Consider the following 22,071-nt stretch of genomic DNA (forward strand, 5'->3'; position numbering starts at 1 on the left):
GGAGGACATCGACGTGAAGAAGCTGGGCTGCCAGACCACCATCCTGCTGCTGGCGCTCGTCATCGGCGGGCTCTGGTACGGCGGCAACCTCGCCTGGAAGGCCATCCGCGGGGACGTCGCCAACGACTGGGCGGTCAGCCTGGACGACCAGCTGGTGAAGGTCTGCGAGGACACGTACTACACGAAGGCGCCCGCCTACACCGGCGGGAAGGCGCCGCACCCGATCGCCGTCTACGACCTCGGCGAGGAGAGGGCCCGGGCTCTGCCGATGTACGGCCCGGACATCCCGGCGAACGAGCGCAAGGCCTGGGAACCGGCCAAGGCGGACGTCCGGATCGTCGGCTGCGCGGAGCGGGTCGGCGAGGGCGCCGAGATCGGGACCTGCACGTTCGACAGCGGCGTCACGGCGCCGGTGAAGACCGGGGTCTGGGAGGTGAAGCTCCGCGAGGCCAGGACCCGCGCGGAGATCGCCACCGTGCGCATCGACGGGGCGGACAAGACCTGCCCGCTGATCAAGCTCGTCAAGGGCAACGAGAAGCCGGTGGTGCACAGCGACCCGACCACGAAGCAGTACTACGACGCCTTCAAGCAGTACGTGAAGGGCTGAGCCCGCCCCGGCGCGAAGGCCGGGACGGGCAGCGGACCTCAGGAGCCCAGCGGGGCCCAACCGGTGTCGCGGGCGCGGGCGGCGGCCAGGATGCCACCGACCGCGGCCGCGTTGGTGATCTCACCGCGGAACACCATGTCGACGGCCTCGTCCAGGGGAACCCGGCGGACCTCCAGGTCGGCCTCCTCGCCGGTGCGCTCGTACCGCTCCGCCGCGGCGACCGGGGCGAGGTCACGGGCCAGGAAGACCCGGACGAACTCGTCGGCGAACCCGGGCGTGGTGTGCAGGTCGAGCAGCGGCTCCATCCGCCCGGCCGTCAGGTCGGCCTCCTCGGCCAGCTCCCGGGCCGCGGTGATCGCCTCGTCCTCGCCGACGACGTCACGCAGGCCGGCCGGCAGCTCCCACAGGTGCTTGCCGACCGCGTGCCGGTACTGCTTGATCAGCACGATCCGGTCCCGGTCGTCGAGGGCGACCACGACGACGGCGCCCCGGTTCTCCACCACGTCACGGACGGCGGTGCTGCCGTCCGACATGGTCACCTCGTCGCTGTAGACCGAGAAGATCGCGCCGTGGAAACGCTCGGCCCGGGACACCGTCTCGTGGGCGAACCCCATGTCAGGCCTCGACGTCGATCTCGACCGGCAGCTCGTCCGCCGCCGCGTACGCGATGGCCGCCTTGACGAGGCCGTCGAACAGCGGGTGCGGCCGGGTCGGGCGGCTCTTCAGCTCCGGGTGGGCCTGGGTGGCCACGAAGTACGGGTGCACCTCCCGGTCCAGCTCGATGAACTCGACCAGCCGCCCGTCCGGCGAGGTGCCGGAGAAGACCAGGCCGGACTGCGACAGCTTGTCGCGGAAGTCGTTGTTCACCTCGTAGCGGTGCCGGTGCCGCTCGGAGATCTCCGTCGCGCCATACACCTCGGCGACGATCGAGCCGTCCTTGAGCTTCGCCGGGTACGCCCCGAGCCGCATGGTGCCGCCCAGGTCGCCCTTACCGGCGACGATGTCCTCCTGGTCGGCCATCGTGGAGATGACCGGGTACGTGGCCTTCTCGTCGAACTCGACCGAGTTGGCGCCGGTCAGCCCGGCCAGGTTGCGGGCCGCGTCGATGGTCATGCACTGCAGGCCGAGGCAGAGGCCGAGGATCGGGATCCGGTTCTCCCGGGCGTACCGCGAGGTGTTGACCTTGCCCTCGATGCCGCGGACACCGAACCCGCCGGGGATCACGATGCCGTCGGCGCCCTTGAGCGCGGCCGCCGCGCCGGCCGGGGTCACGCAGTCGTCGCTGGGCACCCACCGGAGCTTGATCTTCACGGTGTTGCCGAAACCGGCGGCCCGGATCGCCTCACTGACCGAGAGGTACGCGTCCGGCAGGTCCACGTACTTGCCGACCAGCGCGATGGTGATGGTCCGCTTCGGGTGGTGCACCCGCTCCAGGAGATCGTTCCAGGTGTTCCAGTTGACGTCCCGGAAGGACAGGCCCAGGCGGCGTACGACGTACGCGTCCAGCCCCTCGTCGTGCAGCACCTTCGGGATGTCGTAGATGCTCGGCGCGTCCGGGCAGGCGATGACGGCCTCGGCGTCGACGTCGCAGTACAGCGCCAGCTTGTGCTTCATCTTCTCCGGGATCTCCCGGTCGCTGCGGCAGATCAGCGCGTCCGGCTGGATACCGATGTTGCGCAGCGCGGCCACCGAGTGCTGGGTCGGCTTGGTCTTCAGCTCACCCGACGGGGCCAGGTACGGCACCAGCGACACGTGCAGGTAGAAGACGTGGTCCCGGCCGACCTCGTGCCGGACCTGGCGGATCGCCTCGAGGAACGGCAGCGACTCCATGTCGCCGACGGTGCCGCCGACCTCGGTGATCACCACGTCCGGGACGTTGCCGTTCTCGTCCGGGTCGGCCATCGCGAAGATCCGCGACTTGATCTCGTTGGTGATGTGCGGGATGACCTGCACGGTGTCGCCCAGGTACTCGCCGCGCCGCTCCCGGGCGATGACCGCCGAGTAGACCTGGCCGGTGGTGACGTTCGCCTTGCCGGAGAGGTCCCGGTCGAGGAACCGCTCGTAGTGGCCGACGTCGAGGTCGGTCTCCGCGCCGTCCTCGGTGACGAAGACCTCACCGTGCTGGAACGGGTTCATCGTCCCGGGGTCGACGTTCAGGTAGGGGTCGAGCTTCTGCATCACGACACGGAGGCCGCGGGCGGTGAGCAGATTGCCGAGGCTGGAGGCGGTGAGGCCCTTGCCCAGCGAGGAGGCGACGCCCCCGGTGACGAAGATGTGCCGCGTTTCGCGCACTGTTGAGGCCAAGGCCCGCTCCCGTGGTCGCCGTTTCATCGGTTCTTGCGGCCGGGGCAAGCCCCATCCACGGGAGTTCACCGTAACACTGATTGCCGGGGCCGCCATGTTCGGGCTGCTCGGCCTGCGTGTCTTTTGGGCGGTTACGGGACCGGGACCGGGTCGTCGTCCGATTTGCGGAGCAGCGGGCCGCCGGGACCGTCGGTCTCCCCCGGCGGCGGCGTCCGGTCCGCCGCGTGCAGCAGCACCCGCAACGCCGTCAGCACCGCCACCGGCACCGCCGCTGCCGCCGCCGCGCCCGCCGCGCCCAGCGCCGTGCCGCCCAGCATGCCCGCGATCAGCGTGGCCACCACCGTCCCGGCCATCCCGGCCCGGACCGCCGGATGCAGGCCGTAGACCCGGTTCAGGCCGCCCCATGGGGAGAACTGGCAGAACACCAGCATCGCCGCCCCGGCCACCGCCAGCAGCGTCAGCGGGCTGTCGACGAGGGCCTGCCCGTTCGCGGCGGCGGCCCGCTGCATCGCCGGGCCGGCCGTGCCGTCGCCCAGCGCGGTCAGGAACCGTCCCAGCGTGCCCTGTTCCAGCGGCGCCCGGCTCAGGTCCAGCACCGCGAACGCGATGGTCACCGCGACCCCGGTCAGCGCCGCCCAGGCGAACCGCGGGAACGTCAGCCAGCCGCCGGTGCTGATCACCGCGGCGACGCACACCCCGGCCGTGACCGCGATCGCGCCGACCGGGTCCGCGCCCAGGTACGGGCTGCCGACCATGACCACACCCAGCCCGCCGAACGTCACCACGATCACCGGCCGCCAGCGACGGCTCACCCACTGCGACAGCGACCCGGCCAGCAGGAGCAGCCCGGCCACGAACACGCCCAGGCCGACACTGCCCAGACCGGCGTACCGGACCCCATGGATCGCCGAGTACCCGGCCACGCCGTTGAGCTGCAACCGCGCCCCGGTCACCAGGTCCACCGCCACCACCAGCACGTTCACCCCGGCCACCGCGGCCATCGGCCACAGCGTCCGCTCGTACCGCGGGATCAGCCGGATCGCCAGCGTCCCCGCCGTCATCAGCACCGCCGTCGCGAACCCGAACGTCCACGCCGGATGCCCGCTGCTCCACCACGGCGCCAGGTCCGCCACCAGCGCCGCCGGGATCGCCAGGCCGGCCGCGATCAGCGCCAGCTCGGCCAGCACCACCAGACGACGTGGCGGCAGCGGCGGCCCCAGCGGACCGGCGTGCCGGCGGGCCCGGATCAGCACCGGCACCACCGCGGCGAACAGCAGCATCTGCACGATCGCCAGGACGGTGAAGAAGATCTCGGCGACACCCCGCTGGGCGATCGCCCGCCGGTCGGCGTCGTGTTCGCCCTGCATCGCCTCGGCCGGGTCGGCCGGACGGCCCGGGGTGACCGTGGCGGCGTACCCCGCGAAAAGCTTCTCCGGGGTCTCCCGGCCGAGCGCCGACAACACCGTGGGCGCCAGGTCGACCAGTTGCAGGTAACCGTCCCGGCCGGTGCCGGCCGAGGTGAGCCGGCCACCCGACCAGCCCGGCCCCTCGGCGATCGCCACGTGCAGGCGCGGGGTGGTCTCGGTGTCGGCCAGGCCGGCGATCAGGATCATCGAGTTCGGCGGGCGGGCGGTGAGGACCCGGGCGAGGGTACGGTCGGCGGCCTCCACCGCCGCCACCCGCTCGGCGCCCGTCCCGGCGATAGTGCCCAGGTCGACGATGCTCAGCAGACAGTCACCGAGCAGCGCCGACGGGTCCTCCGGCAGCTCCGGCACGTAACGGTCGACCCGGCCGAACGGGCGGGCCGCGGCGATCGCGGCGCCCGGCCCGACCGCCACCGAGCAGCGCACCGACTCGACCAGGGCGCCGGGCGTCGCGCCGTACGGCAGCCGGTCCTGATTGTTGCGGACCACCGTGGGCTGATCGGTGAGGTTCGCGCCGATGCCGTCCGGCTGGGTCAGTTTCGGGTCCGCGTCCGGGCAGCGGCCGGTCACCGCCCGGGTGTCCCAGGCCGCGTAGTTGCCCGCGCCCAGCGTCAGCCAGCCGTCCGACGGGCAGGTCACCGCGTGCGCCGACCGCACCGACAGCCAGCCCACCGCCCCGCGGGTCGCCTCCTGCCACAGCGCGGGGGTCCGCGCCGGGTCCAGGTCCTCCCAGCGCAGCCCGGCGGCGGCGGCGATCACCACGTAGTCGGCCTCGCCGCGGTGCTTCTGCTCGGCCGGCCGCATCGTCAGGGCCGCCAGGCTGGCCGCGACCACCAGCGCCACCAGCAGGAACGGCACCCAGGCGGCGGCCATCGGGCCACGCGGGGTGCCGGGCCGCCGCACCCGCCGCAGCCGGTCCACCAGCTCTCGCACCGCCCTCACTTGCGGACCGCCGCTACATCCGCGTACGCCGAGCGGACGTCGGCCACCACGTCCTCCTCGCCCGGCCAGGTCGCCGCCTGCCGTGGGCCCCGGGCCGCGTAGTCCGCCCGCAGATCCGGGTCGGCCAGCAACCGCCGCACCGCCGCGTCCAGGGCGTCCGGATCGCGCGGCGGAATCTGCACCGCCGCGTCCCCGACCAGGCCGGGCAGCCCGCCGACCGCCGTGGTGATCAACGGCACCCCGGCATGCAGCGCCTCCTGCGCGAACAGCTGCCGCGCCTCCCAGTCACTGGTGATCACCGCGAGGTCCGCGCCGGCCAGCAGGTCCGGCACGTCGGCCCGGTGCCCGAGCAGATGCACCGGGGCGTGCACCCGGGACGCCCGCTGCGCCAGCGGCATGTAGCTCGGCCCCGACCCGGCGATCACCACCACCGGCTGCGGCCTCAGGTCACGCCACCGGCCGGCCGCGTCGACGAGCATGTCGTAGTTCTTCTGCGGGTGCAGCCGCCCGACCGACACGATCAGCGGGGTGTCACCCTTCACCTGGAACTCGGCGCGCACCGCCGTGCGGCTCCGCTTCGGCGGCGCGAGCTGCGGCGCCGCCACCGGCCCGAGCCGCGCGTTGCGGGCGCCCAGCGCCGTCGCCCGCTGCACCAGATCGTCCGAGGCGCCCAGGGTCAGCGCGGCGTTCCGCGCCACGATCCGCTCCAGCAGGGCACCGGCCTGGCCTTTCAACCCGCGTGCGAGGACGGCGTTGTGCCAGGTCACCACCAGGGGCACACCGGTCCGCGCGACCGACGCCACGAACGCGGCCCGCAGCCCGTGCGCGTGGATCACCTCGGCGTCCCGCCCGGCGACCGCGCGGCGCAGCTGACGGATCGCGCCGGAGTCCTGCGGGCCGGGGTCGGCCGGGATCTCCACGATCGCGAACTCCAGCCCCGACGCCGAGAACCCGAAGTGCTGGTCGACCGCCGCAGGCCCGCACACCAGCACCCGGCAACCACCGGCGACCAGGCCCCGGGCCAGTGAGGCGACGTGCTGCCCGATCCCGCCGGTACTCGACGCGACCACCAGCACGACCGAGCCGCGCCATCCCTCGTCGCTGCTCACGACCCCGTGCACCCCTCTCCTCCGGCGGCCGTTCCACCCGGCCGCTGGTCCGATCCCGCGCGGCCAAGTGTCACACCACCGCCCACCCACCGATCGCACACCCCACCGACAACGTGTGTACTTCCGCCGCCTATCGCACCCCGAATCCACACACCCTCGGGCTCCCCCGGCAGGCGCCGCCTCACGGCCGACCGGCGGGTGCGGGTATGCGTGCCGTCGCCGTCACCCCCGGCTGGTTCTCAGGGCTGTCTCGACGGCGTTGAGACAGCCCTGAGAACCAGCCGGACAGAACGCGGGACCTACCGGCGGAGGCGGCGGGTCAGGGTGGCGGCCAGAGGGGTGATGTCGCGGCGGTCCAGGGCCCAGGCCACCGCGGCGAACACCACCGCGACCGTCACCCCACCGGCGATGCCCTGCACGAGGCTGCCGAACACACCCGGAACGGGCCGGAATGCCGATTCCAGCGCCGCCACCACCGCCCACCCGGCGAACCCGGCGGCCACCGCGGCCAGCACCGCGGCGAACATCGCCCGGCCCAGTCCGGCCAGCGCTTCCCCGCCCGCGTGCCGCCGGACCGCCAGCACCAGCAGCAGGCCGGTGACCGACATGCCGATCGTGTTCGCCAGGCCCAGCCCGAACACCTCCCGGCCCCCGTCAGCGACCGTGGTGACGACGATCACGGCGACTCCGGCGGTGAGCCAGCCCACGGCCGAGGCGACCGCGGCGGCGACCGTGGCGCCGCGCGCGTAGAGAGCCCGGGACAGCAGCGCGAACAGCGCGTATCCCAGCAGCCCGGGCGCGAACCCGACGACACCGGGAACCGCGTTGGAGGCGTTCATCAGGAAGGCCATCGGCACGGCGAGCCCGGCCAGCGCGGCGGTGCCGAGCCCGGCGAGCAGCACCACCGAGCGGGCCGTGCCGGCGAGCGCTGTCGCGTACCCGGTGTCGTCACCGGACGCGAACGCCGCGGACAGCCGTGGGTAGACGGCGGTCGCCAGCGGAACCGCCAGCACCGCCCAGGGCAGCAGGAACAGCGTCTGGGCGCCGGTGTACGCGGCCATCTGCAGGGACGCCAGCACCATGATCAGCCCGGCGACCGCCTGCTGCGCGCCGACCGTGACCGCGCCCGCCCAGCCGAGCCGTACCGCCTGCCGTCCCTCGCCGCCCGGGAACGTCAGCGCCGGCCGGAACCGCAGACGCAGCCGGGTCACCGGGATCACCAGGCACAGGCTGAGCGCGACGACACCGAGCGTGGTGCCGATCGACAGGGTCAGTTCACCGGCCCGGCTGAGCCCGGCGAAACCGCTGCGGGCGCCGTCGATCCCGGCATAGGTGAGGTACGCCGTCATCACCGTCACGCTGGACAGCAGCGGCGCGATCACCGGCCAGGCGAACCGGTGGTGGGCCTGGAGCACGCCGGTCAGCACGATCCCGATGCCGTACAGCGGGAGCTGCGGGGCGAAGATCCGCAGCATCCGGGCCGCGACCTCCTGATGCTCCGGCGGCACGCCGCTGAACAGGCCGGTGATCGGGCCCGCCAGCAGCAGCACGGCCACGCCCAGCGGAACCGTCAGCACGAGCACCCAGGTGAGCAGCGCGGAGGCGACCCGGCCGGCGCGTTCCCGGTCGCCGGCCGCGACCGCCCCGGCCAGCAGCGGCACCACCAGGCTGGCCAGCGCGCCGCCGGCGACCAGCTCGAAGACGATGTTCGGCACCAGGTTGGCGGCGAGGTAGAGGCTGGCCAGGCCGTCGTTGCCGACCGTGTAGAAGAAGACGGTGGTCCGGCCGAACCCGGCGAGCCGGGCCAGCACGGTGAGGAGGGAGATCAGCGCGGCGGCGCCGGCGAGCTTGACGCCCGTACCACTCAAGGGTTTCGTCACCGGGGACGGCGGCCGAGGTCGTCGATCGCGCGCAGCCACGGGGTGTCCTGGATGACCTTGGTGAAGCTGACCTTCTCGCTGGCCGCGGTCAGCGACGCCAGCACCGCGAGCGCCGCCACCCGGCCGGACGTGCCGCTGCGGGCGACCAGGGCGACGCCGAGCAGCGCGCCGAGCGCGTTCGCCCCGGCGTCGCCGAGCATGATCTCCTCGTCCAGGTCGCTCGGCAGCAGCGCCGCGCCCGCGCCGAGCGTGCCGGCGGTCATCGACGCGTTGCGGCCGGCGGCCAGCGGCGTCCCGATGATCGCGGCGGCCTTGATCGCCCGGCCGGGCCGCAGGTCGAAGAGGTTGAGCAGGTTGGCGGTGCCGGCGATGACACCGGCGCCGAGCAGCACGTCCGCGCCCCGGCCGAACCGGGACCGGCGGCCGCTTCCGATCAGCGCCGACGCCGCGAGCCCGGCCGCGCCCACCCCCGCGATCTTGAGGAAGCCGCTGGTGACCTTGCCCTCGCGGAGCGCGCCGAGGTGCCCGGCGAACCCCTTGAACGCCTTCTGGTCGGGGCGGTTGCCGACCAGGTCGTCGTAGAAGCCGACCGCGCCGCTGACCCCGCCCGCGGCGATCGCGGCGGCGGCCAGACGGGCCGTGGGCGCGCCGGTCGCCGCGCCGACCGTGGCGCCGGCCGCCAGCGCGGGACCGCCGGCGAGCGTCACGGTCCGGCCGCGGAAGTTGGTCCGGTCCAGCTGGGACGCCTTCGGGTCCTGCCGGATCCAGGCGAGCACGGTCCTCGCGACCAGGGCGCCGACACCGGCGGAACGGAGGTAGGCCATGGGCGCAGAGTCTATCTAGGGGGCGGCCGGCGGCACGATCGAGGAGGCGCCGGCGGCCAGGCCGTACTGCCCGGTCTTGTTCTGCACCAGGCGCTCGACGGTCACCAGCGAGGTGGCGACCTGCCCCTGCACGGTGCTCACGTTGTCCACCGTGGAGATCTTCTGCACCAGGGTGGGGTCGTTGCGGATCGCGGCGACCAGGTTGCCCTCGCCGGCGCCGTCCCCGGCGACCACGAGCGGCCGGTTCTTGCCGAACTGGTCGGCCATGGTGACGGCGTACCGGCTCTTCCGCTCGGCCTCCTTGTCGGTGGCGGGCACTCCGGCGACCAGCACGACCGCCTCGGCGCCCCCGGTCGCCCCGTCGGAGACGGTGAGGTAACCGGCCTTGCCGAACGCGGTCAGCACCGCCGTCACGTCGTCCGGCAGCGGGGTGGTGGCGGCGCCCTGCTGCAGGGTCAGTGCCAGCAGCGCGCTGGCCGTCTCCACACCGTCGCTGTTCATCGGCAGGCCGGCCGACGGGATGCTCTGCCGCGACGACTGGTCGGCCAGGTCCAGCAGCTCGTTGACGAAGTTCGGGTCGAAGAACTTCTCCTCGACGTCGATCCGGGCGGTGATCGTCGCGCCGGCCACGGTCAGCATGTCGACGACGCCCTTCGCCGGGTCCTCGACGCCGGGCAGCGACACCACGGCCAGCTTGCGGCCGGCCAGTTTGCCGCCGAGCAGCATCGGGGCGATCTGGGTGGCGAACTCCTGGTTGCGGTTGACCTCGTCGTTGAGCTTGTTCACCTGCTCCCGGCGCACGTTGTTGTCCTTGTTGAGCGCGGCCAGGTTGTTACGCAGGTTCTCGGAGACCGGGCCGTTCAGCGCGGCGGTGCCGACGACCAGGCCGATCGCGAGCGCGAGGAAGACCGCGGTGAGCGACACCACGTGGTACCGGAAGTTGATCACAATGCCCTCGCCGAGACCCTCAGAAAAGATTGCCGAGCTGGAAGAGCAGATTGTCCCACCACTCGGACACGACGGTGAGGTACGCCTTCCCCACCGTACTGACTGCCACGGCAGCGGTCATCGCGGCCAGCGCGGACAGCACCAGCAGCAGCACGGCCGACCCGGAGATGCTCTGCCGGTAGAGCCGGCTCACCCCTTTCGCGTCGACCAGCTTGCCGCCCACCTTGAGCCGGGTGAGGAACGTCGACGCCATGCCGCCGCGGCCCTTGTCGAGGAACTCGACCAGGTTGGCGTGCGTGCCGACGGCCACGATCAGGGACGCGCCCTTCTCGTCGGCGAGCAGCATCGCCAGGTCCTCGCTGGTGGCCGCGGCCGGAAAGGTCAGCGCGGCGACGCCCAGGTTCTCCACCCGCTTGAGGCCGGGCGCGCGGCCGTCGGGGTAGGCGTGCACGACGATCTCGGCGCCGCAGCGCAGCACGTCGTCGGTGACCGAGTCCATGTCGCCGATGATCATGTCGGGGGTGTAGCCGTTCTCCACCAGGGCGTCGGCGCCGCCGTCGACCCCGATCAGAACGGGCTTGTACTCCCGGATGTACGGCCGGAGAACCTCCAGGTCCTCCTTGTAGTCGTAGCCCCGGACCACGATCAGCACGTGCCGGCCGCCGATGCGGGTCTGCACGTCGGGCACGCCGACACCGTCGAGCAGGAGGTCGCGTTCCTGCTTCAGGTAGTCCATCGTGTTCGCGGCGAACGCCTCGAGCTGCACCGACAGGCCCTCGCGGGCGTCGGCCATCGCCTTGGCGACGGTCTCCGCGTCCTGCCGGGCGCCGGTCGCGACCGGCTCGCCGTCGAGCAGCACGGTGCCACCGTCGATGCTGACCGTCTGCCCCTCGCGCAGCCCGGCGAACACGTCCTCGCCGAGGTCGTCGACGAGGATCACCCCGCCCTGGATGAGCACCTCGGGGCCCAGGTTCGGATAGCGGCCGGAGATCGACGGCTTCGCGTTGAGCACGGCCATCACCCCGGACGCCACCAGCGAGTCGGCGGCGACCCGGTCGAGGTCGACGTGGTCGATGACCGCGATCTCACCGGGCCGCAGCCGGCCGGTCAGCCGCTTGGTGCGCCGGTCCAGCCGGGCCACACCGGAGACCGGGCCGGGCTCAGTGCCCTTGGCCCGGCGCAGGGTGGGAATGGGAAGTCGCATCCCGGCCATCCTGACACGCCCTCGCACCCGTTCCCCCCGCGACATGCGCCAGCTCACCTTTAATCAGGCGCGTTTCTCCCGAGCAGCCACGGAGAGTAGCTCCTCGGCATGCGCGATCCCCAGATCCGAATCGGGCAGACCCGCCAGCATCCGGGACAATTCCCGGGCCCGCTCGGTCTCCTCCACGATCCGCACACCACTCGTGGTGATGGCGCCACCGGTGTCCTTCGCGACGACCAGATGGCGATCGGCGAATGCGGCGACCTGCGGCAGGTGCGTGACGACCAGCACCTGATGCGTACGCGCCAAGCGTGCCAGCCGCCGCCCGATCTCCACCGCTGCCGCGCCGCCCACCCCCGAGTCGACCTCGTCGAACACCAGGGTCGGCGGGCCACCGGCTCCGGCGAACACCACCTCGATCGCCAGCATCACCCGGGACAGCTCACCACCGGAGGCGCCCTTCTGCAGGGGCAGCGCCGGCGCGCCCGGGTGCGCGTGCAGCCGCAGCTCCACCTCGTCGGCCCCGTCCGCCCCGGCGGCCAGGGTCTCACCGTCGACCGTCACGGCCGGCTCGTCCCGCGACGGGGCCCGGGTCAGCACCGCCACCTCGACCCGGGAGTGCGGCATCGCCAGCCCGGCCAGCTCCACGCTGACCGCCTCGGAGAACCGGCCGGCCGCCTCCCGCCGGGCCGCGGTCAGCCGCCCGGCCAGCTCGCCGACCGTCGCCGCCAGGCGCTGCCGCTCCTTGTCCAGCTCCTCCAGCAGTTCGTCGGAGGTGTCCAGCTCGCTCAGCTTGGTGCGGGCGTTCTCCGCCCAGGCGATCACGCCGTCGACGTCGTCGGCGTACTTACGGGTCAGGGCGCGCAGCGCGGCCCGCCGCTCGTAGATCGCCTCCAGCCGGGCCGGATCCGCGTCCAGCGAGCTCAGGTAGGCCGACAGCTCCGAGGCGACGTCACCGACCAGGGTCGCGGCCTCCTCGATCCGGGCGGCCAGGTCGCCCAGCGACGCGTCGACGCCCGACTGGCCCTCCAGCGTGCGCCGGGCCAGGCCGAGCAGCTGGGTCGCGTCCGGGGTGTCGTCCGCCGCCTCGACGCCACCGGCCAGCGCCTGCGCCGCCAGGGTGGCCGCGACCCGCAGCCCCTCGGCGTGCTCCAGGCGCTGCACCTCGTTGCGCAGCTCCTCGTCCTCACCGGGCTGCGGGTCCACCCGGGTGATCTCGTCGAGGCCGAGCTTGAGCAGGTCGGCCTCCTGCGAGCGCTGCCGGGCGTTGCGCTTGCGGTCGGCCAGGTCCTCGACCACCGCGCGCCACCGGCCGAACGCCTCCCGGTAGGTCTCGATCAGTTTCTCGTGCTCGGGGCCGGCGAACCGGTCGAGCGCGGACCGCTGCTCCGACGGGCGCAGCAGGCGCAGCTGGTCGGACTGCCCGTGCACGGCCAGGATCTGCTCGCCCAGCTCGCTCAGCGTGGACACCGGCATGCTGCGGCCGCCGACGTGCGCCCGGGACCGGCCCTCGGCCGTCACCGTGCGGCTGAGCAGGATCGAGCCGTCGTCGTCGGCCTCGCCACCGGCGTCGGTGATCCGGGTGCGCACCGCGTCACCGAGGGTGCCGCGCAGTTTGAGCCGGCCCTCCACCACGGCCCGGCCGGGATCCGCGCGAACCCGGCCGGCATCGGCCCTGCCGCCGAACAGCAGCCCGAGGCCGGTCACCACCATCGTCTTGCCGGCTCCGGTCTCGCCGGTGATCACATTCATTCCGGACGTGAGCCGAAGCGTCGTGTCGTCGATGACGCCGAGCCCGGTGATGCGCAGTTCCTCCAGCACAGCCAGACAGTATCGGGACCCCCCGACAATTGCCCAACGGCGGGTGTCTGATCAGCGTCGATTCCCGCGCCAGCCGACGACCGGCAATCCGAACTTCGCCACCAGCGTGTCGGTGAACGGGCGCGGCGCCAGCCGGACCAGGCGAACCGGCAGCTGCCCCCGTTCCACCGTGACCGTCGAGCCCGGCGGCAGGTCCCAGGTGCGGCGGCCGTCACAGCACAACACCGCAAAAGACGTGTACGGGTCGACGGTCACCACGAACGTCGACGTCGGCGCCGTCACGATCGGCCGGCTGAACAGCGCGTGCGCACTGATCGGCACCAGTATCAGCGCCTCCACCTCGGGCCAGACCACCGGGCCGCCGGCCGAGAAACCGTACGCCGTCGACCCCGTCGGTGTGGCACACACCACACCGTCGCAGCCGTACCGGGACAGCGGCCGCCCGTCCACGTCCACGAGCAGCTCGAGCATCTGCGCCCGCTGCCCCTTCTCCACGGTCACCTCGTTGAGCGCCCACGACTCGGCGATCAGGCGGCCGTCGTACTCCGCCCGCACGTCCAGGGTGAGCCGCTCGTCGACCGTGTAGTCGCCGGCCACCACGTCGGCGACCGCCTGGTCGATGTGATCGATCTCGGCCTCCGCCAGGAAGCCGACCTTGCCCAGGTTGATCCCGAGCAGCGGGGCCTTCGACGGCCGGGCCAGCTCGGCCGCGCGCAGGAAGGTGCCGTCACCGCCGAGCGCCAGCACGATCTCCGCGCCCTCGGCCGCGTCCGGGCCGTACACCGGCTGCACACCCTCCGGCAGCTCCAGGTCATCGACCTCCTCGGCGATCACCCGCACGTCGAACCCGGCGGCCAGCAGGTCCAGCGCCACCGCCCGGGCGTGCTGCGTGCTCTGCCGACGCCCGGTGTGCGTCACCAGCAGGGCCGAGCGCGTCATTTCTCCTCCAAGAGCTCGACAGCATGCGGACCGGCCTCGACCACTGCCTCGACGCGGGCCGGATCAGCCGGCGGGGCGTCCCGCCGGAACCACACGAAGAACTCCACGTTCCCGCTCGGGCCCGGCAGCGGGCTGGCGGTCACGTCCGCGACCCCGAGGCCGAGCTCCGCGGCGGCCGCCGCCACGTCCAGCACCGCCTCGGCCCGCAGCCGCCAGTCCCGGACCACCCCGCCCGCGCCGACCCGCTCCTTGCCGACCTCGAACTGCGGTTTCACCATCAGTGCCAGATCCCCGTCGGCAGCGGTGCACCCGGCCAGCGCCGGCAGCACCAGCCGCAGCGAGATGAACGACAGGTCCGCCACGGTCAGGTCCACCGGGCCGCCGATCGACTCGGCGGTGATCGAACGGACGTTGGTGCGCTCCTGCACCACCACCCGCTCGTCGGTGCGGATCGGCCAGGCCAGCTGCCCGTACCCGACGTCCACCGCCACCACCTGCCGGGCCCCGGCGCGCAGCAGCACGTCGGTGAAACCGCCGGTGGACGCGCCGGCGTCCAGACACCGCCGCCCGGTCACGGTCAGCCCCTTCGGCTGGAAGGCCGCCAGCGCCCCGGCCAGCTTGTGGCCGCCGCGCGACACGTACTCGGTCTGCGGGTCCTCCCCGGTGACCAGGATCGGGTCGGCCGGGTCGACCATCGCCGCCACCTTGTGGGCGACGGTGCCGCGCACCTGCACCCGGCCGGCCGCGACCAGCGTGGCGGCCTGCTCCCGGGAGCGGGCGAGCTTGCGACGGACGAGCTCGGCGTCGAGACGCGCACGGCGGGCCATCAAAATCCTTTTATCCGGTACGGGTGTTCAGCGGCCTGTTCGGCTCACCGGTCGATGCTGGCCAGGGTGTCCTGGAGCACCTGGTGCGCGGCCTCGAACTCGGCGATCTGCTCGGCCGGGGCCAGCCGCGCGGCGTTGGCGAGCGACCGTAGCACCGCGTCCACCGCGGGATGCCCGGTCCCCTCGCCGTCCCCGCCCGCACCCATCGAGTAGGCCGGCCGCGGCGCCTCCGGGGGCGGCCCGGGCCGGAACCCACCGGGCGGCGGGGGCGCGGGCCGGAACCCACCGGGCGGCGGCCCGGGGCGCGGGCCGGGGCTGGGGAACGTCACGGCGTCACGCCTCCGTGCTCTCGGTCGTACTGACGCTGTCGCCGGCCGGTTTCGGCTGCGCGGGCACCTGCGCGGTCTTCCGCGGTGCGGCCCGCCGTCCGGTGGCCTTCCGCGGCTCGGGCTCGGTGGCCTTCGCCGGGGTCCGCCGACGGGGCGCGGTCTTCCGGGGCGCGGGCGGCAGCTCGGTCGCGGCGGCGGCAGCGGTCACCGGGCTCACCGGCGCCGGCACGGTCCCGCCCGGCTGCGACACGCTCGGCGCCGGCACGGTCCCGCCCGGCCGCGACACGCTCGGCACCGGCTCGACGAACGGCACAGCCGTCACGGGCGGCCGCTTCACCGGCGCCTGCTTCACGGCGGCCTTCTTGACGGGAGCCTTCTTCAGGGGAGCCGATGTCGTTTCCGCAGAGGCTGTTCTCGCCGGAGCCGTAGCCTCGGGGACCGGCGCAGACGCCGCCTCCGCGACCGGACCGGCTGCCTTCCGTGGCGCCCGCTTGGCCGGCGCCTTCGTGGCCGGGGCCTGCTCAACGGCCGAGGCCGGCGCCTTCTTGGCCGCCGGGGCCGGGGCTTTCTTAGCGGGAGCCGCGGCCTGCTTCGCCCGGGCCCGCTTGACCGGCGCCACCGTCGGCGCCGGCTCGGCGGCCGGGCTGAGCGCCGCCGCCGGCATCGCGTTCGGCTTCGGCGTGACGGCCTTCTTCGCCACCGCCTTCGTGACGGGGGCCGGCGCCGGCGATCCCGACCGCGCCTCCCGCAGCTGGCGCTCCAGGTCGTGCACCCGCGACGTCAGATCGGACACCTCGTCGGCGGTGGCGAGTCCCACCCGCCCGAGCGCCCGGTCCACCTCGTAGCGGACGATGTTCGTCAGCGCCTCCCGGTTCGCCAGGCTCGCCGACAACAGGTCCTCCACCAGGCCCTGCACCTGCGCCGCCGTGGCGCCGCCCCGGGTCAGCAACTCCCCGGCGACCTGCTGCGCCCTCTTCCGGGGGGCCTCCGTCAAGCCGAGTGCCAGGTCCAGATAAGCCCGCCATGCCTCAGGCATGTCCCGCCTCCTCTCGCCGCGTCGGGTGCCACGCTACCGGGCACCTCCGGGATTCTCCTGGGGTACCGTGCTGGTGTCGTGAGGGAGGATGGCCACATGGCCACCACCGTGGACGACTGCCGCCAAGCCCTGCACGATCTCGCCGCGAAACTCGACGCCAACGCCGAGGCGCGCGGCAAGCTCGATCTGGACCGTACCCTCGCCTGCCGCATCACCGATCTCGGCGCCGCCTTCCATGGGCGGATCACCGGCGGCCGGCTGGTCGACATCGCCGACGGCGACGACCCGAAAGCAAAGATCGCCCTGGTCACCACCGGTGACAATCTGATCGCCCTGGTCCGCGGCGAGCTGGACATCACCCGGGCGCTGGCCGCCCGGCAGATCTCCATCAAGGCGAACCCGTTCGATCTGCTCAAGCTCCGCAAGCTCCTCTGACGGACGGCGTCACCGGTTGTGCCCGGGGATACGGGCACAACCGGCCGGAGAGTTCAACGATCCCGCTCGACCCGGTGAGGCAAAAGGCGCGAGGAGAGCCCTTCCCGCCACGAACGGTGCCACGATGGGATTGAGGGAACCCGACGGCCGGCGGTCGTGCCGGCCCTTCCCAGGGAGGGATCATGAAGCATGCCCACCCCGGTCTCCCGCGCTTCGACGCCACGCTGACCACCGCCAACGTGCACGAGCGCGCCGAGCAGGTGTCCGTACCCGCCTTCGACTGGATGAGCGGCCCCGTCCTCGCCTTCGTCGACGGTCTTCTGCACATCGACCGCGACGCCCCGCTCCCGAAGCGCCGCCACTATCAGCCGCGCCCGGCCGGTCCCACGTCCGCGCATCCGGCGGACGACGGCGCCCACAGCGCCTCCCATCTGCTGGCCGACCTGACCCGCATGCACCACCGCTGACAAACGACGCGGCCCGGACCGCACAGGCCCGGGCCGCATCCCCCCGTTCAAAGACTTTCTCCGGTACGCCGTGAGCCGCCCCCGCCGGACTCCACCCGCCTGTGCGAATCAGCGGCGGATCTCGCAGCCCACCTGCTTGCTGTAGGCGCCGGCGTCACAGATGTCGCCCCGCCGCGCCTGCGTGCCCCCGTGGAGGTGGTCGCGGGCCTTCGGGTTGTCGGACAGGTTGCCTTCCGGGTCCGACGCGCGCGGGTCCTGCTCCCCGATGAGGTGGTCGTCCCCGGCGTCGCCCCGGATCGTGTCGTTGCCGGACTGGCCGACGAGGATGTCGTGGCCCGTACCGCCGGCGATGTAGTCGTTGCCGTACCCGCCGGAGATCCGGTTGCCCGCGGCGTTGCCGATCAGCCGGTCCGCGCCGCGCCCGCCGATGAGGTCCTCGACGTCCGCGCTGACGCTGTCCCCCTCGCCACGGGCGCCGTCGTCACCCTTGGCCCCGTCCATGTCGATGTGCACGGGTGTGGTGCGGGAGCCGTAGTAGGCCAGGTCCCGCCCGGTCCCCCCGCGGAGCACGTCCCGGCCGGCGTCGGCGTTGAGACTGTCGTCGCCGGCGCCGCCGTCGAGGAAGTCGTTGCCCACACCGCCGCTCAGGGCGTCGCTGCCGCCGCCTCCGGTCACGACGTCGTTGCCGCTGCCGCCGTCCAGCTGGTCGTAGCCCGCGCCGCCGGTGAGCCGGTCGTTGCCCGCTCCACCGCGGACGTCGGCGAACATGCCGGCCCGGTTGACGAACCGGTCGTCGCGGTCGGAGAGATCAAGAATGGCGAACCTGGCCGCCTTCGACGCCGTGCATCGCACCCGGGTCACGTCACCCGGAACCGCCACACATCCGGGGCCGGCCTTGATGGCGACCCGGTCGTCGAGCGTCACGACCTTCCCCGAACGGGTCACGACGAGGTCGTTGACCACCCCGCGGGCCGCAGTGAAGTGCACCGCGTCACCGTCGACGACCCGGGCGGTCCCGGCCGTCGTGGCCGCGGCCTGAGCCGGCGCCGGCAGGAACGACGCGCAGGAGACGACCGCCCCCGCGACGGCAAGCACCTTGACATTGAATTTCATGAGATCCCCCCGCTTGGCCGATCGCTTCGACATCAGGTGCGATGCGGCCGGAGACGCGGTGGTTCTCGGATCCGGGTAACGACAAGATAACGACCGGATACGACAATGGCGCCGGCCCCTCCACCAGGAGGGACCGGCGCCACCGTACGTCTATCTCCGGGTCAGAGGCCCCAGGAGTGGAGCAGTTCACCGGCCTCCGGGGAGTCCCCGGTGATCGCTTCCGGCGCCACACCCTCCCAGGTGACCGCGCAGAGCAGCCGCAACGCCGTCACCGGGTCACCGGAGCCGGCGAGAACCGCCCGGTCGCCGTCGCGGGTGACCCGCCAGCCGCCGGACTCACCACCGGATGCGGGCACCCGGGCGTCGTCGGCCGGGCGGAACAGCCCGGACAGGTCGGCGGACACGAACGTCGGCCGCCGGTCCGCGGGCGCGGCCAGCAGGTCGGCCGGGCCGCTGACACCGGTGAGCACCAGCAGGCTGTCGACACCGGCGGTGACGGCGCCCTGGATGTCGGTGTCGAGCCGGTCCCCGACGGCGAGCGGCCGCTGGGCTCCGGAGAGGGTCGCCGCGGTCCGGAACAGTCCCGGCTGCGGTTTGCCGACGACCACGTCCGGGTCCCGGTCCAGGGCGGTCCGCAGCACCGCGACCAGCGAGCCGTTACCCGGCAGCGGGCCGCGCGGGCTCGGCAGGGTGCGGTCGGTGTTGGTGGCGAACCAGGTCGCCCCGGCCCGTACCGCCAGCGCCGCCTCGGCCAGGATCTTCCAGCCGACCTCGGGCCCGTACCCCTGGACCACCGCGACCGGCTCGTCCGAAAGCTCCGTGACCGGGACGAGGCCCGCGTCGCGGACCTCGTCCCGAAGCGCCGCAGCGCCCACCACCAGCACTTTCGCACCGGCCGGCAGGCGCTCGGCGAGCAGGGCGGCCGCGGCGCCGGCCGAGGTCAGCACCTCGGCCGGTTCCGCGCTCACACCCATGCCGTTCAGCAGATCGGCCACCTCGCCGGCCCGGCGGGACGCGTTGTTCGTCGCGTAGGCGATCGGCGTCGAACCGGCCCGCAGCCGCTCCACCGCCTCCGCCGCACCCGGGATCGGCTTGTCGATCAGGAGGACGACACCGTCCAGGTCGAAGATGACCAGGTCGTAGCCGCCGGCGAGGTGATCGCTCATGCCTGCGGCTTCTGCTCCTCGTCCCTGTCCACCGTGACGTCGGCGGCCGGCGATGCGGTGACCACCGGGACGTCCTTCTCGTCGCCGTCGAGCCCGTCGGTGTTCACGTCGGTGTCCGCGACACCCACCGAACCCCGCTCGTCCTCGTCGTCCTCGTCTTCGTCGTCCTCGAGGTCGTCCTCGGCGTCGAGGTCGTCCTCGTCCTGGTCGCCGGCCTCGGCCGACGCGTCGTTCCCGGCCGCCTCGTCGTCGTCCTCGTCCTCGTCGGGCTCGTCGCCCTCGATGGTGACGCCGTCGAGCTCGAGCAGCCGCTCGGCCGCGTCGGTGACCTGGTCCTCGTCAGCGGCGGCGGCCCGGGCGAACCACTCCCGCGCCTCCTCACGACGACCGGCTGCCAGGAGAGCGTCGGCGTACGCGTACCGCAGCCGCGCCGCCCACTCGGCGTCCTCGTCCGCGGTCAGCTCCTTGACCTGCAGCATCGCCACTGCCGCGTCGTGCTGGCCCAGGTCGGTCCGGGCGCCCGCCGCCACGATCAGCAGCTCGATGGCGCCGGCCTTCTCCAGCTTCGCGACGTCCGCGCCACGGAACAGGTCGATGGCCCGCTCCGGACGGCCCAGCGCCCGCTCGCAGTCGGCCAGCTCGGCCAGGTGCGTCTGCCGTCCGGTCATCCGGTGGTAGGTGCGCAGTTCCGCGATGGCGGTCGTCCAGTCGCCGGCCGCGTACGCCGCAAGCCCGACTGCCTCCCGCACCACCGCGATCCGCGAGGCGAGCCGCCGCGCCGCGATCGCGTGCTTGAGCGCCAGCTCGGAGTCCTCGTCGATGATCGTGCCGGCCGCGACCAGGTGCCGCGCGACCTTGTCGGAGACGTCCCGCGCCAGGCTCACCAGCTCGCCGCGCACCTCCTCGTCGAGGTCGAGCGCGGTGATCTCCTCGGGGATCTCCGGAGCCTCGAACGGCGCCTGCCCGCTGTCGTCCCGGTCCTGCGGCCGTTCACCGTTGTCACCGCGGAATCCACCCCGGTCGTCACGGCCCTGGTAGCCGCCACGGTCGCGGTCGCCACCACGGAACCCGCCGCGGTCGCCGCCACCCTGGTAGCCGCCCCGGTCACGGTCACCCCCGCGGAATCCACCGCGGTCGCCGCCACCCTGGTAGCCCGGACGGTCACCGCTCGGCCGACGGTCGCCGCCCTGGTAGCCGCCACCCTGCGGACGGTCGCCGCCACGGAAGCCGCCCCGGTCGCCACCGCCCTGGTAGCCGCCACGGTCACGGTCACCGCCACGGAACCCACCGCGGTCACCGCCACCCTGGTAGCCCGGACGGTCGCCACCGCGGAACCCGCCGCGGTCGCCGCCACCCTGGTAGCCCGGACGGTCACCGCTCGGCCGACGGTCGCCGCCCTGGTAGCCGCCACCCTGCGGACGGTCGCCACCACGGAAGCCGCCCCGGTCGCCACCGCCCTGGTAGCCGCCACGGTCACGGTCACCGCCACGGAACCCACCGCGGTCACCGCCACCCTGGTAACCCGGACGGTCACCACCCGGACGACGGTCGCCACCGCGGAACCCACCGCGGTCGCCGCCACCCTGGTAGCCGCCACCCTGCGGACGATCGCCACCACGGAACCCACCGCGGTCACCGCCACCCTGATAACCCGGACGGTCACCGCTCGGACGACGGTCGCCGCCCTGGTAGCCGCCACGGTCACGGTCACCACCACGGAACCCGCCGCGGTCGCCACCGCCCTGGTAACCCGGACGGTCACCGCCGGCGCGTCCCCGGTCGTCACTGCGGAAGCCGCCACCCTGGTAGCCCGGACGGTCACCGCTCGGACGACGGTCGCCGCCCTGGTAGCCGCCACGGTCCCGGTCGCCACCACGGAACCCACCGCGGTCACCGCCACCCTGGTAGCCGCCACCCTGCGGACGATCGCCACCACGGAAGCCGCCCCGCTCGCCACCGCCCTGGTAGCCGCCACGCTCGACGCCACGGTCACCGCCACGGAACCCGCCCCGGTCACCGCCACCCTGGTAGCCCGGACGGTCACCACCCGGACGACGGTCGCCACCGCGGAACCCACCGCGGTCACCGCCACCCTGGTAACCGCCGCGGTCGCCGCCACGGTCCCGGTCGCCACCACGGAATCCGCCGCGGTCACCACCGCCCTGGTAGCCCCCGCGGTCGCGGTCGCCACCACGGAATCCACCCCGGTCGCCACCGCCCTGATAGCCGCCACGGTCACGGTCGCCACCACGGAACCCGCCGCGGTCACCACCCCGGCTGTCACTGCGGAAGCCGCCACGGTCCCGGTCACCACCACGGAACCCGCCGCGGTCACCGCCACCCTGATAGCCGCCACGGTCACCCCGGCGCTCGCCGCCTCCGTCGCGACCGCCTCCGGAACGACGGTCGTCGTCGCGGTTGCTGGAGCCGCTGTCCTGCGGTCCTGTAGTCACGGATCATTCCTTCCAGTACGGCGGCGGGTTACCGAGGCCCGAGTGGCCCTGCTCCGACACACGCTGTTCTCGACACACAAAGTTACTAGGGGATCTGCCCACAAACGCAGTCGAGGGCCGACCCCATGGTGGGGCGGCCCTCGACCGATCACGTTGAGTCCGGCGGCGTCCTACTCTCCCACACCCTCCCGAGTGCAGTACCATCGGCGCTGGAGGGCTTAGCTACCGGGTTCGGAATGTAAC

19 protein-coding genes and 1 rRNA gene are annotated in these 22,071 nt (G+C 73.3%); 3 read left to right on the plus strand and 17 right to left on the minus strand.

The annotated features are described in order from the left end of the window. Window positions 1-13 precede the first annotated feature (13 nt). The gene (locus tag ACZ3II_RS38490) at window positions 14-607 is read left to right on the plus strand and encodes a hypothetical protein (protein WP_465524821.1); all 594 of its coding nucleotides are present in this window, start codon (window positions 14-16) and stop codon (window positions 605-607) included. Window positions 608-645: 38 nt separating this feature from the next. On the opposite strand, the gene ACZ3II_RS38495 is transcribed toward ACZ3II_RS38490, so the two are convergent. The 13 genes from ACZ3II_RS38495 to ACZ3II_RS38555 all read right to left on the minus strand — a co-directional run bounded on the left by ACZ3II_RS38495 (window position 646) and on the right by ACZ3II_RS38555 (window position 16,194). Beyond that, window positions 646-1,221 (minus strand): NUDIX domain-containing protein, encoded by a 576-nt coding sequence (locus ACZ3II_RS38495; RefSeq protein ID WP_465524823.1) that lies wholly within the window; start codon window positions 1,219-1,221, stop codon window positions 646-648. Window position 1,222: 1 nt separating this feature from the next. Next, complete coding sequence (locus tag ACZ3II_RS38500; protein WP_465524825.1) at window positions 1,223-2,938, minus strand: CTP synthase; 1,716 nt, start codon at window positions 2,936-2,938, stop codon at window positions 1,223-1,225. 104 nt (window positions 2,939-3,042) lie between these two features. Beyond that, window positions 3,043-5,208 carry a hypothetical protein gene (locus ACZ3II_RS38505; protein ID WP_465524869.1) on the minus strand — a complete coding sequence of 722 codons (2,166 nt, stop codon included), beginning with the start codon at window positions 5,206-5,208 and terminating at the stop codon, window positions 3,043-3,045. Window positions 5,209-5,273: 65 nt separating this feature from the next. Beyond that, the gene (locus ACZ3II_RS38510) at window positions 5,274-6,386 is read right to left on the minus strand and encodes a glycosyltransferase family 4 protein (RefSeq protein WP_465524827.1); all 1,113 of its coding nucleotides are present in this window, start codon (window positions 6,384-6,386) and stop codon (window positions 5,274-5,276) included. Window positions 6,387-6,685: 299 nt separating this feature from the next. Beyond that, window positions 6,686-8,266 carry a murein biosynthesis integral membrane protein MurJ gene (gene murJ / locus ACZ3II_RS38515; protein ID WP_465524829.1) on the minus strand — a complete coding sequence of 527 codons (1,581 nt, stop codon included), beginning with the start codon at window positions 8,264-8,266 and terminating at the stop codon, window positions 6,686-6,688. After that, complete coding sequence (locus ACZ3II_RS38520) at window positions 8,263-9,090, minus strand: hypothetical protein (protein WP_465524831.1); 828 nt, start codon at window positions 9,088-9,090, stop codon at window positions 8,263-8,265. The genes murJ and ACZ3II_RS38520 overlap by 4 nt, the downstream gene beginning before the upstream one ends. Window positions 9,091-9,105: 15 nt before the next feature. Next, window positions 9,106-10,038, minus strand: coding sequence for a copper transporter (locus tag ACZ3II_RS38525; protein WP_465524833.1), 933 nt, complete (start codon window positions 10,036-10,038; stop codon window positions 9,106-9,108). Between the two features lie 19 nt (window positions 10,039-10,057). Then, the gene (gene steA, locus ACZ3II_RS38530; protein WP_465524835.1) at window positions 10,058-11,251 is read right to left on the minus strand and encodes a putative cytokinetic ring protein SteA; all 1,194 of its coding nucleotides are present in this window, start codon (window positions 11,249-11,251) and stop codon (window positions 10,058-10,060) included. Between the two features lie 54 nt (window positions 11,252-11,305). Beyond that, window positions 11,306-13,063: a DNA repair protein RecN gene (gene recN, locus ACZ3II_RS38535; RefSeq protein WP_465524837.1), complete on the minus strand. Its 1,758-nt coding sequence runs from the start codon at window positions 13,061-13,063 to the stop codon at window positions 11,306-11,308. A gap of 51 nt (window positions 13,064-13,114) precedes the next feature. Next, window positions 13,115-14,002 carry an NAD kinase gene (locus ACZ3II_RS38540; RefSeq protein ID WP_465524839.1) on the minus strand — a complete coding sequence of 296 codons (888 nt, stop codon included), beginning with the start codon at window positions 14,000-14,002 and terminating at the stop codon, window positions 13,115-13,117. After that, on the minus strand, window positions 13,999-14,829 hold the full coding sequence (locus ACZ3II_RS38545; protein ID WP_465524841.1) for a TlyA family RNA methyltransferase: 831 nt from the start codon (window positions 14,827-14,829) through the stop codon (window positions 13,999-14,001). The genes ACZ3II_RS38540 and ACZ3II_RS38545 overlap by 4 nt, the downstream gene beginning before the upstream one ends. Before the next feature lie 44 nt (window positions 14,830-14,873). Next, window positions 14,874-15,158, minus strand: a complete 285-nt coding sequence (locus ACZ3II_RS38550) for a hypothetical protein (RefSeq protein ID WP_465524843.1) — start codon at window positions 15,156-15,158, stop codon at window positions 14,874-14,876. 4 nt (window positions 15,159-15,162) lie between these two features. Then, complete coding sequence (locus tag ACZ3II_RS38555) at window positions 15,163-16,194, minus strand: phasin family protein (protein WP_465524845.1); 1,032 nt, start codon at window positions 16,192-16,194, stop codon at window positions 15,163-15,165. A 96-nt stretch (window positions 16,195-16,290) separates the two neighbouring features. Here ACZ3II_RS38555 and ACZ3II_RS38560 point away from each other — a divergent pair, with 96 nt between their 5' ends. Together ACZ3II_RS38560 and ACZ3II_RS38565 are read left to right on the plus strand one after the other, a co-directional pair. Continuing rightward, a complete protein-coding gene (locus tag ACZ3II_RS38560; RefSeq protein ID WP_465524847.1) occupies window positions 16,291-16,629 on the plus strand; it encodes an SCP2 sterol-binding domain-containing protein in 339 nt (112 codons plus the stop codon). A 182-nt stretch (window positions 16,630-16,811) separates the two neighbouring features. Continuing rightward, the gene (locus ACZ3II_RS38565) at window positions 16,812-17,096 is read left to right on the plus strand and encodes a hypothetical protein (RefSeq protein WP_465524849.1); all 285 of its coding nucleotides are present in this window, start codon (window positions 16,812-16,814) and stop codon (window positions 17,094-17,096) included. A 108-nt stretch (window positions 17,097-17,204) separates the two neighbouring features. Here the strand turns inward: ACZ3II_RS38565 and ACZ3II_RS38570 are convergent, their stop codons facing one another. The 4 genes from ACZ3II_RS38570 to rrf all read right to left on the minus strand — a co-directional run. Further along, a complete protein-coding gene (locus tag ACZ3II_RS38570; protein WP_465524851.1) occupies window positions 17,205-18,209 on the minus strand; it encodes a calcium-binding protein in 1,005 nt (334 codons plus the stop codon). Window positions 18,210-18,370: 161 nt separating this feature from the next. Then, the gene (locus ACZ3II_RS38575) at window positions 18,371-19,375 is read right to left on the minus strand and encodes an HAD-IIA family hydrolase (RefSeq protein ID WP_465524853.1); all 1,005 of its coding nucleotides are present in this window, start codon (window positions 19,373-19,375) and stop codon (window positions 18,371-18,373) included. Continuing rightward, window positions 19,372-20,259 carry a tetratricopeptide repeat protein gene (locus ACZ3II_RS38580; protein WP_465524871.1) on the minus strand — a complete coding sequence of 296 codons (888 nt, stop codon included), beginning with the start codon at window positions 20,257-20,259 and terminating at the stop codon, window positions 19,372-19,374. Before ACZ3II_RS38580 ends, ACZ3II_RS38575 begins: the two co-directional genes overlap by 4 nt. A gap of 1,726 nt (window positions 20,260-21,985) precedes the next feature. Continuing rightward, a 5S ribosomal RNA gene (gene rrf / locus ACZ3II_RS38585) occupies window positions 21,986-22,071 on the minus strand; the annotation flags it as partial.

It is taken from the genome of Actinoplanes sp. NPDC019969, assembly GCF_055562375.1.

Coding starts and splice junctions, on each gene's coding strand:
- ACZ3II_RS38495 (WP_465524823.1), bottom strand. CDS start 1,221: ATGGGGTTCGCCCACGAGACGGTGTCCCGGGCCGAGCGTTTCCACGGC.
- ACZ3II_RS38500 (WP_465524825.1), bottom strand. CDS start 2,938: ATGAAACGGCGACCACGGGAGCGGGCCTTGGCCTCAACAGTGCGCGAA.
- ACZ3II_RS38505 (WP_465524869.1), bottom strand. CDS start 5,208: ATGGCCGCCGCCTGGGTGCCGTTCCTGCTGGTGGCGCTGGTGGTCGCG.
- ACZ3II_RS38520 (WP_465524831.1), bottom strand. CDS start 9,090: ATGGCCTACCTCCGTTCCGCCGGTGTCGGCGCCCTGGTCGCGAGGACC.
- steA (WP_465524835.1), bottom strand. CDS start 11,251: ATGGCCGGGATGCGACTTCCCATTCCCACCCTGCGCCGGGCCAAGGGC.
- ACZ3II_RS38540 (WP_465524839.1), bottom strand. CDS start 14,002: ATGACGCGCTCGGCCCTGCTGGTGACGCACACCGGGCGTCGGCAGAGC.
- ACZ3II_RS38545 (WP_465524841.1), bottom strand. CDS start 14,829: ATGGCCCGCCGTGCGCGTCTCGACGCCGAGCTCGTCCGTCGCAAGCTC.
- ACZ3II_RS38555 (WP_465524845.1), bottom strand. CDS start 16,194: ATGCCTGAGGCATGGCGGGCTTATCTGGACCTGGCACTCGGCTTGACG.
- ACZ3II_RS38560 (WP_465524847.1), top strand. CDS start 16,291: ATGGCCACCACCGTGGACGACTGCCGCCAAGCCCTGCACGATCTCGCC.
- ACZ3II_RS38565 (WP_465524849.1), top strand. CDS start 16,812: ATGAAGCATGCCCACCCCGGTCTCCCGCGCTTCGACGCCACGCTGACC.
- ACZ3II_RS38570 (WP_465524851.1), bottom strand. CDS start 18,209: ATGAAATTCAATGTCAAGGTGCTTGCCGTCGCGGGGGCGGTCGTCTCC.
- ACZ3II_RS38575 (WP_465524853.1), bottom strand. CDS start 19,375: ATGAGCGATCACCTCGCCGGCGGCTACGACCTGGTCATCTTCGACCTG.